This window comes from Thalassoroseus pseudoceratinae, from assembly GCF_011634775.1.
GTDB lineage: Bacteria > Planctomycetota > Planctomycetia > Planctomycetales > Planctomycetaceae > Thalassoroseus > Thalassoroseus pseudoceratinae.
Map to the genome: position 1 here is coordinate 1,024,369 of NZ_JAALXT010000003.1, position 16,052 is coordinate 1,040,420.

Genomic DNA, 16,052 nt, shown 5'->3' on the forward strand with positions numbered 1-16,052 from the left:
TGAGAACTTCTTCCGTGGTCGACACGGAGAATCATTGCGGTTCGCACCGTCTCTCGCTGCCGATTTCAGCCGCCGAAAGCACCGTAACGTCGGACTCCGCGATTGAACGCTATCCGGTTGGCGATTAGCAGCACAATGATCCACGCAAACTCGATGGCCAATTCTTGAGCCAATTCCGCGTGAGAGTATCGGCCGAGCAAAATTGTCGCGGGCACGTAGGCCAAATACTTGAATGGCAAATAGCTGATCCACTCGCCGAACCCGCCCAGCCAGTCGAGCGGGATCATGTGACCGGACAGAAAGTAGTTGATCATCATGTAGATGAAGACCAGCGAACTGACCTCCAGCCACCAAAACGCGACGAGTCCGATCAGTGATTCCAGCAGAAATCCGACTAAGAATGCCATCAGCAAGGAAAGCACCCACCCGGCGATTGTCCAACCATCCGGCCAACCGGGGAGGTAATCACGACACAACCAAAACACAAATACAAATGGTCCCGTCGCCATCGCAAAGTAAACGAGTTTATGGGCAATGCGATGCCAAAACAGGTATCCCAGCATGTCGATCGGTTGCGTCAGGTACTTCTTGACGCTGCCATCTCGCACGGACTGAGCGATCCCCGAGGAAAGACCGGGCATACTCGAAAACGCACGGCCGACCATCGCCATCAAATAGTAGGCCACCATATCGCCATACGTGTAGCCATTCAGGGTTTCGGAAGGAGCACTCTGGTAAATCGCTCCCCAAAGAAAGACTTGCGTGACGATGGGTAGGAAACGCACGAGCGTCGCAAACACGAAGTCGCCGCGATAGACCAGTCGCTCTTCGATGCATGTTCGCAGGATAAACCAATTGATTCGTAAACTTGCGAGCATGGTTTCGTCACAATGGGGGACAGTCGCGTTGCGGCAAGTTCTGTGAGGCTTGCCGCCGTTTCTCAAGCCTCGGTGATTGCCGGATCGGCCTCACGCGAGGAATTGGATTCACTCTCAAAAACCTCGGCGATGACTTCCTCAAGTGGCCGGTCTTGCACACCAACGTCTTCGACGCGGAAGTTCTCCAACAGTTCGGATAGGATCTGAGGAATCTTCTGACGCGGAACGGCAATTTTTGCTCGGGGACGTGTCGCGTTCACGACGGTTCCATAGCGTTCCAAGTTGGTCGGCCAATCACTGCCGCCGAACTGCACATCGACGATCTTGTGTTGACTAAAACGATCGACAATTTCCGCGATCGGGCCGTCGTGTTTGATTTCCCCATGATTGATGATCAACGCACGTTCGCAGAGCGCTTCCACATCCTTCATGTAGTGACTCGTCAGAACAACGGTCAGCTTTCGTTCTGTTTGGTACTTTCGCAGGAACTCCTGCACACGTCGTTGCGAGACGACATCAAGCCCGATAGTTGGTTCATCGAGGAGTAACACGTCGGGCGAGTGAAGCAGGGCGGCGATCAGTTCCATTCGCATGCGTTCGCCGAGCGACAATTCCCGCACCGGTTGGCCGATCAACCGTTTGACTTCTAGAAGACTCGTTAGCTCGTCCACACGGCGACGGAAATCGTCCGCCGGTATTCGATAAATTTCTTGGTGCAATCGAAACGACTCTTGAGCGGGCAAGTCCCACCAAAGTTGATTTTTCTGCCCCATCACAAGAGAAAATCGACGGCGGTAAGCGTTTTCCCGATGCCACGGCACATGATCAAGAACTTTCGCGGTTCCCGAAGTCGGGTGAATCAGCCCGGCGAGGAGTTTCAGCGTTGTCGTTTTGCCCGCACCGTTTGGGCCGAGGAACGCGAGCATCTCCCCGCGTTCAATCTGAAAACTGACGTCCTCAACCGCATGCACCTTCTTGAATTCACGACGGAACAAGCTCGCGACGGACGCGATGAGTCCCTCGCGTTTCTGATAAACGGTGTAGGTTTTCGTCAGGTTCCGTACGTCGATGGCCAACATGCCGACATCATAGGGCGAGTGGCCTTCAGAATCGAGGGAATAGTATCACACAAAACCAGATAAATTTGGGGGCCGATCAACGGCGGAAAACGGTTTCGTCAGACGCGGATTGACTGGCGAGCCAGTGTTCAATCGGCGCTGGCCGACCAAAGAAGTAACCCTGAGCCACTTCAAAGTTGACTTCTCGACACGCCTCCAACTCTGCGGCCGTTTCGATACCTTCTGCGATGGTGATAACGCCCAGTTCCTGAGCCATTCGCACAAGGGAAGCCACCAGTCGCCGATGTTCACGACTGGCATTGGGCAGACTTCGCACAAATTGGATGTCGAATTTCAAGTAGTCGGGCGGCAATTCACTCAGTTCCACCAAACGCGCCTGTCCCGCCCCGAAGTCGTCGTAGGCCAATTGCATGTCTAACTCTGTAAGGACCACGGACAACTCGCGAAGGAAATCCAACGACGGCACGGCCGCTTCATGGATTTCCAAGCAAATCTCGGCTTTTGGAAACCGATCTCGGAGATGGTGAAGCGATGGGATCAAGTTGGGACTGGTAATCTCGACGGGGTGCGTGTTGAGAAAAATGAGATTCGAGGCGGCAAATCGTTCGGCGAAGTGGAGACTCTGTTCGCGGGCGATACTGCTCAACGTCTCTTCTTCGTCAACGTCGGCCGCCGCTTTGAACAGCCGAGCCGGCGACTCCAACCCCTCGACGCGACATCGTAGCAACGCTTCGTACCCGAGGAGACTACCGTCGGCAAGGTTGACCAGCGGTTGAAAAAAGGGCACGACCATCCGTTGCGTTAACACTTGGCCGAATCGAAGCACCGTGAGAGCTTGGTCGTTCGCGTCGACTTCGATGGTTGCGCCATTCGATCGAGAATTGGCATGCCGAACCCGAAACTGCACCATGCCAAATTGAACGTTGTCTCCATCCTGTAGTTTGTGGAGACGCTCATCGAGTCGCGTGCCGTTCACAAACGTCCCGTTGGTGCTACCGAGATCGCGAACGAAGAGATCATCCAGGATCATCGTGAACACGGCGTGGTTCCCGGAAACCGTGCGATCAGGCAGGTAGAGTTGGTTCTCAGGGCGTCGGCCAACGCGAAACGGACTCGCGTTAATCGTCAGCTCTGCGAGTGGTCCGTTGGCATGCAATCGCCCTTGGATCGACCATCCCGTGTCAGTCTCGGGCTGTGTAGCCCCGTTGGAAGCATCAGAGAGGCTCCCTGCTGATCTTCCAGAGTCGAGAGCAACTCCGAGCGAATTCTCAGGAAAAGGATTGTTGGCGATGTTGAGACGATTGGATTGCATAGAAGCCCCTTCATGCTCGTTGAACCGAGAATGGCAACGAAGACCTAGTACGAATGTAGGTCAATAACAGCCCGGCACTGGAGAGGACCACTCAGAAACCGAATTCGTTCGGGCCGTTCATAGTGCTGGTACCTATGCTAACGATTGTCCCTACAATCACTCGGAGAATCGCAAGATGTTCACCAATCAAACAGTTGACCAAACGTGCACAGTTGTCACAGCTTGCGTTCATGCCAGTCAGAGACCAGAATCAGTGGACTGAACATCAATCGCGACGATCTCGTCCAACGCTTGCAAGATCGACTCACAATTGCGGGGACCTTAGTGGCTGACGTCTGGCACTATCTACTTGATGACGAAGCTGAAGGGCCGGTGTCTCGTGATCAACTCCGTGAGTTGGCCGACGCGGGCGTGATCACCCCAGAGGACCTGGTCTGGAGAAAAGGAACCGAAGATTGGATTCCCGCCAGAAAGGTTCGCGGACTATTTCAGCCGCAGTCGTCCCATCGCGATCGAAGCAAAAAGAAACGTAGGCCGTCGGAAACCGAACCGGCTACGGGAACTCCGTCAACTACAGATTCCGCGGAAACACCGTCTCACGGGGAGATGAATTCCGCTGATCAGCATGCCGATCACTCGCAATCACAGCCTGCAGGGGTTCCGCTTCCAATTCTGTTGATCGGCTTACACGCCGGGGTCACGGCGGCGGTGACTTTGCTTCAATCGAGTCAAACGAGTTCGACAGCCGATCTTGGGTCCCAATTGGGCTCTGTCACGGGTATGTTGGGCGGGTTGTTTGGCAACGCAATGAGCGAAGCGGGCCTGCCATCCCCAGGGACTTCAACACCGCAAATCGCCACGTCGTTGTCGAATGGAGTCGGCTGGTTCGCCAGCGTTCTTGCAGCGTTGACGGTCCCGCTGATCGTCTTTCAAGCGGCTGTCTGTTACGGTCTATTCACACACCAATGGTGGGCTCGGCGGATTGCTCTAATCACATATGTGACCCCAATCCTCATGGCACTCGTGTCGTTTGTGAGTCCCATGAGTTTGGGTTCGCCGGCCAAGCTAACCATTGACGCGTTGATCGCCGCCGGGATTCTCTATTTTCTGACGCGGCGTTCAGTGCGTGAGTATTTTGGTGACGACGAAGTCAGTTGGTCGAGTTGGGCCAGTTGGCTGAAAATTCCCGAAAGAGAATCTGATTGAATGGTCCAACCGAATAGCATCTAGTTGAAACGCCGATGCGATTGCATTCGCTGCATTTCTTTGGGAGTCAGCAGTCCTTCGAGATTCTCCAGAAAGCCTGGCGATGTGTGCCAAAGACCGAGAATGTGGAACAACTCATCAAGTCGATTGTTGTCCAAGCCAAAGTCTTGCTTGAGCTGGTTCGCCTGATCGGGGTGCAAGTCTTCGAAGTGACTAATCATCAGGAATTCACCGTGATTCGGCAAACTGAGGTGTAAGGACCGCAGTTCCGTCGCCAAATCGTGATCGATCGGCAGATCGATCTCTTCAGGACCTTGGCGAAGAAATTCCGCCGCGATTTCCGGTTGTTCATCGACGAGTCGGGCCGTTGTTTCGCAAGCCGAATACAAAATACTTTCATCCACGAGAGATGCCCGGATCGGTCCATCCATCAGGTGTTTTTGCCAAGTTTCTGCGAGCAAATCGAGTTGAACCCACGCCGGTACGGCTTTCAGAAACGGAACTTCCGTGAGGAACCCGAAAGACTCGTCGGCCTGCGGATCATCAGAGAGTTGCTCGGACAACGTGAGCCGTTCCCACGTTTCGCAAAAGGCAATGCGAAACGCCGTGTAGCTCAAACGCGTTGGCGGGAGAATATCAGAGGCGATGTGAAGCATAGTTGATTGTTGAGTCAGTGTCTGTGCGATCGTTCAATCATTCCACCCACACTATGCTGCCCCGACTTCAGACCAATGACAAGACGAACTCACCCCACTTCAACGGAGAATCCTGTTTCTCAAACGCAACATGCTAGAACATCTTACCTAGCCTCTCAGTAGGCACCGGGATTCTCCCAATTTCCGCTCCGAGAACCAAATTCTTCCCCCTTGGTAAAACTTCCGTCGTGCAAGGCTGATGCGACCAGTAACCGATCGATTCCGATCGCCGCTTGCTGACGGATGTCTGCATTGCTTTTAACGCCGCCACCGGTGGTTAACTCGATACGAGGGAAACGTTTACGAATTGATTGGCAGAGCGTATCGGTCCCGGTTCCGCTCCCCATCCCCACTCGACGCACATCAAGGACGATCAACCGGACCACGCCCATCGAAACCACGCAGTCCACGATCTCGATTGGCGAAAGTCCCGCCCAGTCGTCTACGACGGTCCGGGGTTCACCAGCGATCAAATCCAAACTAAAGACAAGTCGCTCGGCCTTCAGAACGTCGAGCGAGTCCGCAAGAAGATCCGCCGATGGCAGTGACTCGCTACCTAAAATCACCGAATCTGCTCCAGACTCCATCGCTGTGTTGAGATCGTCAACCGATCGCAGACCGGCATCGATCTCCACGTCAAATCCATTTGCGGCCAACTCGCTCCAAATCGAAATCTGGGGCGAATGACCCTCGATTGCATCCAGGTCAGCAACGTACAATCGGTTTAGCCCGAAGGTATCGCGAAACGCCTTCGCAACGTCGATTGGAACGGATGAGTTGGTAAGTTGGCTTCGGATCGGCCGGTATTCCTGCCGTTGTCCGGCGATCCCCCGCACAACTTGACCACGAAGCAGATCGAGAACCGGCAGTATTTGCATTAGGAGTACTCGGAAGAATGGATGATTCGAATCAGACGCACGATTCAGGATCGGATTCACCGACAGATCCGAAACCCATTTGGCGACGAGTGATGTATTTTGCCCTGTCCCGCGGGGCCGTGATCTATCTCGGAGTTTGTCTTGTCGTCTTTCTGATTCAACGACAAATGATCTTTCACCCCAGCCGCGTCGATCGCATAACAGCGAAAGATGCTCAAATTGACCCGGAGTTTGTTGAGGACATCGAGGTTGCCACATCCGATGGTTTGATGATTCGCGGTTGGTATTTCAAGGCTGTGGTCAAAAAGACGAGTTCCGAAGCCGCTGACGAATCGCCGAATCGTGTCATCATTTTCTTTCACGGCAACGCAGGCGATCGGCGGCATCGGCTGAGCGATGTCCGCAATTTTCGGGAACATGGTTTGGATGTCCTACTCATCGACTACCGTGGCTACGGTGACAATCCTGGACAACCGACGGCCGAAGGCTTGGCGATGGACGCCAAGGCGGCGTGGAAATATCTCACGGACACACGGGAAATGCCACCTGATCGAATTTTGATCTTTGGTGAGTCACTGGGAACCGGAGTCGCCACTCGACTGGCAGCCGAGTGTTGTCAAGACAATCAAGAACCCGGGGGCCTCATCCTGCGGAGTGCGTTTTCGTCAATCGCAGATGCAGCCGGCGAACGTTTTCCCTGGCTGCCAGTGAGAATGCTCCTCAGAGACCGATTTCCGTCCGACACCTATATTGCAGACGTCACGTGTCCAATCTTCATGATCCACGGTGATCAAGACCGAACGATTTCCTATCGGCTCGGGCAGAAACTTTTTGCCGCCGCGCCTGAGCAATCGACCTCGGGATTCAAAAAACGATTCTTGACACTCGAGGGCGTCGGACACAATGACATTCTGTCGGCAGCCGGGCGAAAACACATCGACGCACTCAACGGCTTCCTGGACGATCTGCCTTGAGGTGGGGCAGTCGACCGTGAAAGGATTGCTCGTATGGGTGCTGTCTAGTTGTTCGCGGTTCGTCCGGGAGGCGTCATGCCGTGCGGCAGAGTGAGAGCGTCGTAGAGTTCCGGACGGCGATCCGCTTTCCGATGAAGTGAAATCACACCTGGTTCCCGTGAAGCGGTTTTACGACGAGCCAAATCCAAATCGATATCCGCATACAGGATCGTCTCTTCTGTTTCGTCCGCTGATGCCAATGTCTTGCCATAAGGATTGCAAATTCGGCTACCGCCGATGAAGGGGCATCCGCGTTCCACGCCGACCCGGTTCACAGCAGCGAAATACACACCGTTTTCCATCGCGCGGATATTTGCGACATGAGCGGGCAAACATTCCGCCCCCTGCGGCCAATTCGTCGGCAAGGCGATCAGGTCGGCTCCCGCCAACGCCAAGCAACGTGGAGGTTCTGGGAGTGTGGCGTCGTAACAGATATTCAAACCGACGCGAAAATCACCAACCGTCCCAATCTTGACCAATTCGTCGCCATAATTCGCGACTTTGTCCACACCGATGAACGGAAGATGCGTTTTTCGATACGAAACGATCTGGCCATCCGGGCCGATCAACACGGCCGTATTCCACACGCCTTGTGGGGCCCGCTCAATCAAACCGACAATCACTGAGCACCCCAACTCCCGACACAGCGATGCCAGGGTTTCCGTCGCCGGACCAGGTACCGTCTGGGCAATTTCCTCGGCTTCTTCGAGCGATTCGTAGCAGTATCCGGTGAGTGAACACTCAGGAAAGATGACCAGCTCCGCTCCGTTTCGGCGAGCTTCACGTGTTTTTGAGTCCACCCGATCCAAATTACCGGAGACATCGCCGAACAATACATCGGTCTGAACACCCGCGATTTTCATATCAACACCTGTTGTTGCGATCTAGTGATCAGGGTGGAACACGACTTTTCTGGGACAAACGTAGGTCATTGCAGCTGCATCGTCCAGAGTCGAATGTCGAATTGCTGGGTCGAAATCGTTGGTGATGCTAGCCAACCGGAATCGGAATTGCTATCTTAGGTGGCTTGACGAGAATGCCGATTGTGAGATCAAAAACAACGGTGCCGATTACCCAGGACCCGCAATTTCATGAGTAAGAGACGTCTCGAACAACGCCGGATTGCCGAAGCGGCGGAGCGCATCGAAGTCGATGCCCCAGAACGAAAACGAGCGACCCGGAAGTCGAAAGCCAAGACCAAACGAGCCAAATCGACCACCACGCGGCGGACGAAAGACAAAACACCAGCCCGACGTCGCATCGTTTGGTGTGTTTTCAACGGTAGCATGAAAGAAGAAGCTCGGTTTCCTTATGACCAGAAGGAAGCAGCCGAGGAAAAACTGGATCAACTGCGAGCCAAAGCCACCAAGAAGCTGTATTTCCTTCAGCCGGTCAAAGAACCACTGTCAGACGCCGCTGTCGCCGCAACACCGGAAACTGAGCCGACCGTCGTCGAGGACGAAGTCGCTCCAGTTGAGGACGATGCTACGCAAGACGATCTGGACGACGATGACGACGTCGAAGATGAGGATGCCGTCGACGAAATTCCAGAGGATGACGATGACGACATCGACGACTCTGATGACGACGACTAGACTGGAACACAGTCTTTGACCATTGCGGTGGACGTGATAAGTGCTCTGGTTCCTGTTGCTACGTGACAGGAACCATTTTCATTGGAAGTCGACGAACGGTTGTCATACCGCTGCCAACTGGCAAAACAAAAAGCCCGGAGAAGAAAATCTCCGGGCTTTGATCGTAGCTAAATCAATAGCAGCTAACGGCTTCCGCTGCGTATCCAAAAAGCCGAGATGTTGATGAGTGCAACCTCTCGTGCTCTGTCACGACACGCCAAACCCGGTCAGGGTTTAGGAAATACCTTGCAAGCGGTTGATACGAGCACGCCGTTCGGCTCGGCGGCGAGCGCGGCGTTTTTGATCGCTCGGCTTCTCGTAGTATTCACGTCGACGCATTTCTTTTTTGACTCCAGCGTGCTCAACAAGCTTCCGGAATCGTTTCACGGCGTCTTGAACCGACTCATTCTCACGTAGACGCAACTTAACCACTCACAAGCTCCTTTCGACCGTTTTGATATCAAATTCAAGAGAGCAAAATACGGGCCAATCCGTATCCGCGATACTGAACTATAACCGATTCGGATGCTTCACGCAAACCGGACTGCCCGCAACCCGCCCTATTTTTCCGCCCAATAATCGAAAACGAGCACTTCTTTGAGGTGCGGTCGAAGAACTTTCACGAAATCCTGGTGAGCCGGGTGGGGCAGATAGCCGTCTCGGTCGGATTCACTCTCGAAAGTCACCAGGAAACCATGGGTGAAGCCCGCAGCCTTGTTTTCAGGGCTGATGTTCGTCCCCATCTCGAAATCTTTGATTGTCTTGATCTTCTTCGGCAGGGCGGCGAATGCGTCAACAACTTCTTGAATCTCTTCTTCGCTGGATTCGTCCTTGAATTGGAACAGCACGAAATGACGAAGCAGTTTGCCAGACTTGGAATCCGAATTCACTCCCAACGCGTTTAGCATCACATTGGCGACGAATTCGTTGCCAGCAGCGTTGAGGTGTACGCCATCGGTTGTGAGAACATTCTTTTCGGCATCCTCAGCGTTGATTTCCTTGAGTTTCTCTTGGAATTCGCCTCGCAGATCCAGATACGCGACGTCATTTTTCTTGGCGACTTCCTGGCCGATTTTTCGATACTCGTCCAGCATTTTGTCTAGCTTGAGTGGGTTTTCGCCCTTCACACGCTCGCCGATGACGCTGGGAGAACTCAGGATCACTTTCGCACCGGCATCCTGAATCTGTGAGATGATGTCTTCAAGACCGGCACGAAAGTCTTCCTGGCTCGTGCCACGATTGCGAATCGAATGCCAGACATCGTTGATACCGATGTAGATCACGACCAACGTCGGTTTTCGATCGAGAACGTCTCGTTTGAGGCGGGCTTGCAAATCAGGGACACGATTTCCACTAATCCCAGCACCGATCACTTCGATATTTGCGTTCGGACGGTGTTTTTGAATCGCTTTGCGAACCAGCGTGACATATCCGTTCGGCCCGGCCCCCGCTTGGGTGATCGAATCCCCCAGGAACACGATTCGCTCGTTGTCCCCAACTTCCGGAAAATCAGCGGCGAATCCCGTCATGTTTAGCAGTCCCATTCCCACAACAACACCGAAAATACTCCTCAGATTCAGCATGACATTGCTCTCCTCGATTGATAGTGAAACTCCCAGAATGACCAATTTGGTCACGCAACGAACATAACCGTCACCGACTCTCGATGCCACAGTCCGGACACTCTAAAATGATTCTCCGCGATTTGCTTCGTTTTGGATGTGGGTTGGTTCGTGAAACCTCTGTTCTGGTCTCGGCATGGAATACTTGCTTGCGTTGGAAACCTCGTGCGATGAAACCGCCGCTGCGGTGATTGCGCGAGATCGCCGTGTGTTGTCCAGCATCGTCGCGTCGCAAGCCGAACTCCATGAGCGGTACGGCGGTGTTGTCCCGGAAATTGCATCGCGGGCTCATGTCCAGCGAATCTTGCCGGTCATTGATGAAGCCGTGAAGTCAGCCGGAATTGCATTGACCGATCTCGCTGCGATCGCGGTCACGACAGAACCGGGACTGGTTGGTTCCTTGCTTGTGGGACTCACAGCGGCAAAAACGCTATCGTCGGTGCTGCGAGTTCCATTGGTGGCGGTCAATCATATCGAGGCACATCTGTATGCATGCCGAATGGCTGCCAATCGCGAGGTGTTTCCGGCGGTTGGCTTGGTCGTCAGCGGTGGGCATACGAACCTTTACGATTGCCGATCCGCCTTGGAGTTCCAACTGCTTGGTTCCACCATCGACGATGCCGCTGGTGAAGCGTTCGACAAGGTGGCAATTCAGCTCGGACTATCCTATCCCGGCGGACCGTCGATCGAAGCAGCTTCTCGCGACGGTGACGAAACAGCTTTTGACTTTCCACGGACGTTCATCGCGAACGACCGCTTGGAGTTCAGCTTCAGTGGCATCAAAACGGCTGTCCGATACCAAGTGACTGGTGTTCCCGGCTCCCGTCAACCGCCACCGCCGCCGATGACTCCGCAACGAGTCGCCGATATGGCGGCATCGTTTCAAGCGGCTGTGGTCGACGTGTTGGTTGCCAAATGTAAACTTGCCCTGCAAAAGACCGGCCATCGCAAGTTATGTATCGGCGGCGGTGTCGCTGCCAATCGTGCGTTGCGTGAGAAATCGACTCGAATGGCCGAGGACTTGGGGAGCGAGGTATTCTTTGCCCCGCTCAATTTGTGCACGGATAACGCGGCGATGGGAGCGATCGCTTGGGAACTCTTTGAAGCCGGTCGGTTTGCACCACTCGATGTTGACGTCACTCCCGGACTGGTCCGCTTGCAACGTTGACTGCTCGCCGGTTTATTGAAGTGATCAGAGTGCGATCAAGAACACCATAAGGATTGCCATCCAAGCGGCTCCCAAAACGTGCCAAAATCCGCCACACGCCGTTACGCCCCAATAGTATTCGTGGTCGTAACGATCGTCCAAGCTCTTGAGAGTGACATAGAGTAGGAACAAAAGCGCGACGCTCACGTGCATCGCGTGCAGGAATGCTAGCACGAACACGAACGCTCGGGAGCCCGTTGTGACGGCTTCGGCGGTCCGCTCCTGTTGTGCCAACAGCCACCATAACGCATAGCTCTGGATGCTTACGAAAAGTGCACCGGCACAGACCGCGCCGAGCATTCGTTTGCGAAAGGGACGTTGTTTCTCTCGCTGCACGAACCCTTGCGCCTGGATGAGCAGCACACTCGTCCAAACTAGCAGTGCGGTGCTAATCCAGAACGCCAGTGGTAGATGGATTCTTTGGTCGGCGTTGACAACGGTCTTCGCATCAATGGGGAAGATTTTTGTCAAACCCCAAGTCAACGAAAAAACGAGGAGGTAGACGACCACAATCGTCTGGAACAAGCGGACCGCGAAACCACTGGCGGTACGGCGGGGCTGTGTCGTGGAAGACGTGTCCATCTCGGGACCGAAGCAAGACCGAAAAGAAAAGTTACTGTTCAGTCCAATTATCGCCGGTCGTCAAGCCTGCTTGCTTATCGGCGACAATTTCTTGCTCCCGCGAGTGCACCCGACAACCGGAAATCCTGTTGTTTCGACCTTCACCTCGAAACCGAACCGCATGGTTGGAAAGAACTTCCGCCCGCGTATCGGCAATCGTGCAGTTCAGAATGCTGATTTGTTGGCAGTCTACTGCATCCACTCCCAGCGGTACGCCATCAAGCAGTTGGCAGCCGTTGACATCAATTCGCTGGCACCGCACCAATTCCAACAGTGACGCCCCGCTCACTTGGCCGGTGTCGCTTTCGTCTCGCAGGTTGCAACCGCTCAACACGCAATCGGTGGAGTCAACGAACCGAACCCCCATTCCATACGAGGGGGTGTGACGACGAAATGTGTTGCCCGTCGATTGGATTTGCTGAGACTGCTCGACCAGCAAATTGCGATTGGTCGCGGAATAAATGACATTCCCACTCAACGAGATACCATGCCCGCCAGTAATGTGCACATTGTTTTCTTGGCTACCGATGATGTTGCCACTGATCGCCCAAATGCCGGGTCGATGCTTTTGTTCTGGATCGCCGAGAATGCGGATGTTACATCCCCCTTCGGAATTGGTTGCTTGAATGGTGTTGGAGCAAACGGTGACTTCCGCGACACTTGCTCCTTCGGCGGTTGTGTCGACGTAGATTTCTGCTGTCGGTTCCGGTGCAGTGTTGAACACGCGGTGGTTGTTGTATTCGATGTCGTTGCCGGTGATTTGGAGGTTGCGAATCTCGGATTTCTCAATTCGGATTCCACCAAGCCGATTGTAACTGATGTGGTTGCCCACAATGTTAATTTGGTGCAGATTGAGCTGATCGAGGTAAATCCCCACTCCGGTATTATGGTAGATGTTGCAGCCGGAGATCCGGACGTTGCGGTTGCGACGGTACAAGTGAATGCCGTGACGAACACCTTGGATCAAGACGCCATCAATGATTGGCTGAAAGGTGCCAATCAACTGGATGCCGTCGGCTTCCTCGTGAGCGCCTTCAATCTCGATCCCACTAATAGTCGGTGTTCGCTGTGACCGAGTGATCTCTGGCTTCACACTCTTCGGGTCACCGGTTCCACCATGCGTGCCGACGATCCGAAAGGCCGGTCCGGGGCCAGTCATTCGAACTTTGGCGGTGCCGCCGACTCCTACGATTCCCAGCGATCCCTGTTTCGCGAGCGGAACTTCGATGGAGCGGCTGATGGTATAGATACCGGGAGGAAATTCCAGTACGCCGTCACCAGCTTGAAGGGCGTGCTGAATGGCCTCTGTATCGTCGGCATTTCCATCACCGACAGCACCAAAATCTCGAATACTACTCATGATGACTTGCTCTGGTTCATCGCTCGACTTGTTTGTCGGCGTTAAAGAAATTCACTAGACGCTCAAGTTCGCTGTAGAGGAAGAGAGCGGCTGAGATGTGTCCCGACTCCAGCCACACGAGTTCCGCATGCGAGCCGATCGCTTGATGCAACAGGTCCGCACATTTGGGGGGGATGACTTCGTCGTGTTTGGCGGCGACCATCAGCACGCGGCGATTCTTCAGTCGGTCGGCATAGGTTAGTGGATCGGCCGGTGCCGCCTGTTTGAGGAACGCCTCACGATCCAACCCTTTGGCTTCCCAGTTTTCTCGCAGTTTGCGGAGTTTCGGGTCCGGGTGATCCCAGATCGCGGCCGGCAATCCACCACCCGCCAAATAGATCGCCACGTTTTGGAATCTCGGTTCGGCTTGGGCGGCAAGACTGGTCATGATGCCACCGAGACTGATCCCGGTGATGCCTAATCGATTCGCATCGACTTCGGGACGACTCCGCAGCCAAGCACCGGCCCGGCGAATATCGAGAATCGCTTGTCGCATCCCTTCAACGGTTTCTTCGATGTCGGGGGAAATTAAACGCCGACGGATTTTCGGATCCCGACGCTCGCCGTAATAGGGCAACCGGATAAACAGAACGGCGATTCCGCGACGGGCCAAACCGTTTGAGATGCTCTGAGAAAGCGGAAATTCGCCCCCCAGGATGTGTAACATCACCACGCCGGGGAAGGGACCTTCGCCAGCCGGCTGGAAGTAATCTCCATGCACGGTGTTATTGACTTTGACTTCCGTTGTGATCGGCGACGGAAACCGCACCTTGGAGATTCGCACAGGACCGCTCATCCGGTCGAATTCGGTTTCGTACTTGAATTCGCTCTCTTGGATTCGATACCGATCCGGAACCGCCGTCTCCTCGTTCTTCGCAGGTTTCTCAACAACCGTCCCTGTTTTCGGGACCGAGTTGAATCTCTGTTCTGCGACTACTGCCCGAGAGGCCACAGAGCCACTGACAAGAACGAAGACGACGATCAGGGTGCGAGGCATACGCTTTACTCTCCTGAGGAGCGATCACTGTAAAATCGGCAAGCCCGAGGTGGGATTGTGCTGATATTCGCGTGTAACAACGTGCCCGATGAGCGTGGTTGCAGTGCAGTCGTCAACCGCGACCCGAGCCATTGAACCGGCAAGACGTCGATTGCCTTCGAACACTACGATCCGATCGCACCGAGTGCGACCAACCAGTTGAGCACGTGGGTCCGTGGAGTTTTGCTCACCGGCTTTGACAGCCGACTTACTCAAACCTTCCACGAGGATTTCCACTTCGCGACCAATGAATTCCGCGTTGTCTTCCTCGCTGATGGCGTTTTGCAGGTCGAGCATGACGTTGTTGCGTCGCCGCTTTTCATCCTCGGGGATGTCATCTTCATACAGGGTGTCGGCTTTCGTTCCCGGGCGCGGGCTGTATTTGAAAATGAAGCTGTTCTTGAAACGCCATTTGCGGATCGAGTCCAAGCTTTTCTCGAATGACTCTTCCGACTCCCCCGGATGACCGACGATGAAGTCACTCGAAACCGAACATCCTGGAACGATGGAATTGATCCGGTCCATCATGTCACTGTAATCGGCGACGGTGTAGCCCCGTTTCATCGTTTTGAGCACATCATCGCAACCGGACTGCAACGGCACATGCAGGTAGTGACTACACTTGGGCAGATCACGAATCGCCTCGAGCAAGTCCGTGGTCATGTCCTTCGGGTAATTGGTGACGAACTTGATACGTTCGATACCCGCGGTGTCGTGAATCCGTTCCAACAAATCGGACAACCGCACGAGTTGACCGTCTTCGGTGTGGCGATAGCTATTGACGGTTTGTCCGAGAAGCGTGACTTCCTTCACACCTTGCTCAGCCAACACCTCAACTTCACGGGCGATCTCGCGTGGCGAACGTGACTGCTCCGGACCGCGTGTCATCGGGACGACGCAATACGTGCAGAACTTATCGCAACCAATCATGATCCGCACGAACGCTTGGTAGGGCGTTGGTCGCATTTCCGGTTCGCGGAGCGGATCGTAACTCTCAAAACTACTGGCGACCGTTTGCCGATTTCCATCTCGGCGTCCCAAACTAACGGCGAGTGTTTGATCGCGATCGGCGCGTGCGGTCTCGATCAGACTGGGAATCTCAGCGAGTTGCCCAGTTCCCACCACGATGTCCACATGCGGCGCTTTCTGAAAGATCAATTCCTGATCCTTCTGAGCCATGCACCCCATCACACCAATCACCAAATTCGGTCGGCGCCGCTTGCTAAACTTGAGCCGTCCCAACGCACTGTAAATTTTGTGCTCGGCGTGTTCGCGTACGCTACATGTGTTAAACAGCACGGTGTCGGCGGCACGAACGTCCTTGGTGAGTTCATATCCACGCTGACGCAACGCCCCCACGACCAGTTCGCTATCGAGCATGTTCATCTGACAGCCGACGGTCTCAATGAACAACTTGGAATTGTGGGGCGGGGTAGTAGTTTCTTCGGACATCGCTAGCCAACGAAATCAAA

General features: G+C 54.3%; 16 protein-coding genes. 4 read left to right on the plus strand and 12 right to left on the minus strand.

Annotation, left to right across the window (positions count from 1 at the left end; genetic code table 11):
• Positions 1-65 precede the first annotated feature (65 nt).
• The 3 genes from G6R38_RS13960 to G6R38_RS13970 form a co-directional block, all read right to left on the minus strand.
• Complete coding sequence (locus G6R38_RS13960) at positions 66-878, minus strand: ABC transporter permease (RefSeq protein ID WP_166826348.1); 813 nt, start codon at positions 876-878, stop codon at positions 66-68.
• A 62-nt stretch (positions 879-940) separates the two neighbouring features.
• Positions 941-1,957, minus strand: a complete 1,017-nt coding sequence (locus G6R38_RS13965) for an ABC transporter ATP-binding protein (protein WP_166826351.1) — start codon at positions 1,955-1,957, stop codon at positions 941-943.
• A 76-nt stretch (positions 1,958-2,033) separates the two neighbouring features.
• Positions 2,034-3,269 carry an EAL domain-containing protein gene (locus G6R38_RS13970; RefSeq protein ID WP_166826356.1) on the minus strand — a complete coding sequence of 412 codons (1,236 nt, stop codon included), beginning with the start codon at positions 3,267-3,269 and terminating at the stop codon, positions 2,034-2,036.
• A gap of 324 nt (positions 3,270-3,593) precedes the next feature.
• Here G6R38_RS13970 and G6R38_RS13975 point away from each other — a divergent pair, with 324 nt between their 5' ends.
• Entirely contained in the window at positions 3,594-4,475 is an 882-nt protein-coding gene (locus G6R38_RS13975) for a DUF4339 domain-containing protein (RefSeq protein WP_166826359.1), read from the plus strand.
• 20 nt (positions 4,476-4,495) lie between these two features.
• Here the strand turns inward: G6R38_RS13975 and G6R38_RS13980 are convergent, their stop codons facing one another.
• Both G6R38_RS13980 and G6R38_RS13985 read right to left on the minus strand, forming a co-directional pair.
• Positions 4,496-5,131, minus strand: a complete 636-nt coding sequence (locus G6R38_RS13980) for a hypothetical protein (RefSeq protein ID WP_166826362.1) — start codon at positions 5,129-5,131, stop codon at positions 4,496-4,498.
• A 155-nt stretch (positions 5,132-5,286) separates the two neighbouring features.
• Positions 5,287-6,048, minus strand: a complete 762-nt coding sequence (locus G6R38_RS13985; RefSeq protein WP_166826365.1) for a HisA/HisF-related TIM barrel protein — start codon at positions 6,046-6,048, stop codon at positions 5,287-5,289.
• 17 nt (positions 6,049-6,065) lie between these two features.
• Here G6R38_RS13985 and G6R38_RS13990 point away from each other — a divergent pair, with 17 nt between their 5' ends.
• A complete protein-coding gene (locus G6R38_RS13990) occupies positions 6,066-7,022 on the plus strand; it encodes an alpha/beta hydrolase (RefSeq protein WP_166826368.1) in 957 nt (318 codons plus the stop codon).
• A 44-nt stretch (positions 7,023-7,066) separates the two neighbouring features.
• Here G6R38_RS13990 and G6R38_RS13995 read toward each other — a convergent pair whose 3' ends face one another.
• A complete protein-coding gene (locus G6R38_RS13995) occupies positions 7,067-7,924 on the minus strand; it encodes a carbon-nitrogen hydrolase family protein (RefSeq protein WP_166826371.1) in 858 nt (285 codons plus the stop codon).
• A 228-nt stretch (positions 7,925-8,152) separates the two neighbouring features.
• Between G6R38_RS13995 and G6R38_RS14000 the strand changes: the two genes are divergently transcribed.
• Complete coding sequence (locus G6R38_RS14000) at positions 8,153-8,656, plus strand: hypothetical protein (RefSeq protein ID WP_166826374.1); 504 nt, start codon at positions 8,153-8,155, stop codon at positions 8,654-8,656.
• Positions 8,657-8,929: 273 nt separating this feature from the next.
• On the opposite strand, the gene rpsU is transcribed toward G6R38_RS14000, so the two are convergent.
• Positions 8,930-9,127 (minus strand): 30S ribosomal protein S21, encoded by a 198-nt coding sequence (gene rpsU / locus G6R38_RS14005; protein ID WP_166826377.1) that lies wholly within the window; start codon positions 9,125-9,127, stop codon positions 8,930-8,932.
• 128 nt (positions 9,128-9,255) lie between these two features.
• Positions 9,256-10,278 (minus strand): DUF459 domain-containing protein, encoded by a 1,023-nt coding sequence (locus G6R38_RS14010; protein ID WP_206028578.1) that lies wholly within the window; start codon positions 10,276-10,278, stop codon positions 9,256-9,258.
• Between the two features lie 175 nt (positions 10,279-10,453).
• On the opposite strand from G6R38_RS14010, the gene tsaD reads away from it, so the two are divergent.
• Positions 10,454-11,485: a tRNA (adenosine(37)-N6)-threonylcarbamoyltransferase complex transferase subunit TsaD gene (tsaD, locus tag G6R38_RS14015; RefSeq protein WP_166826382.1), complete on the plus strand. Its 1,032-nt coding sequence runs from the start codon at positions 10,454-10,456 to the stop codon at positions 11,483-11,485.
• A 24-nt stretch (positions 11,486-11,509) separates the two neighbouring features.
• On the opposite strand, the gene G6R38_RS14020 is transcribed toward tsaD, so the two are convergent.
• Genes G6R38_RS14020 through miaB form a run of 4 tightly spaced genes read right to left on the minus strand, consistent with a single transcriptional unit; the run spans position 11,510 to position 16,032 of the window.
• Positions 11,510-12,106 (minus strand): cytochrome c oxidase subunit 3 family protein, encoded by a 597-nt coding sequence (locus G6R38_RS14020; protein WP_166826387.1) that lies wholly within the window; start codon positions 12,104-12,106, stop codon positions 11,510-11,512.
• Between the two features lie 31 nt (positions 12,107-12,137).
• Positions 12,138-13,505 (minus strand): right-handed parallel beta-helix repeat-containing protein, encoded by a 1,368-nt coding sequence (locus G6R38_RS14025; protein WP_166826390.1) that lies wholly within the window; start codon positions 13,503-13,505, stop codon positions 12,138-12,140.
• Between the two features lie 16 nt (positions 13,506-13,521).
• Positions 13,522-14,541, minus strand: a complete 1,020-nt coding sequence (locus G6R38_RS14030; protein WP_166826392.1) for an alpha/beta hydrolase family protein — start codon at positions 14,539-14,541, stop codon at positions 13,522-13,524.
• Positions 14,542-14,565: 24 nt separating this feature from the next.
• Positions 14,566-16,032: a tRNA (N6-isopentenyl adenosine(37)-C2)-methylthiotransferase MiaB gene (gene miaB / locus G6R38_RS14035; protein ID WP_166826396.1), complete on the minus strand. Its 1,467-nt coding sequence runs from the start codon at positions 16,030-16,032 to the stop codon at positions 14,566-14,568.
• Between the last annotated feature and the right edge of the window lie 20 nt (positions 16,033-16,052).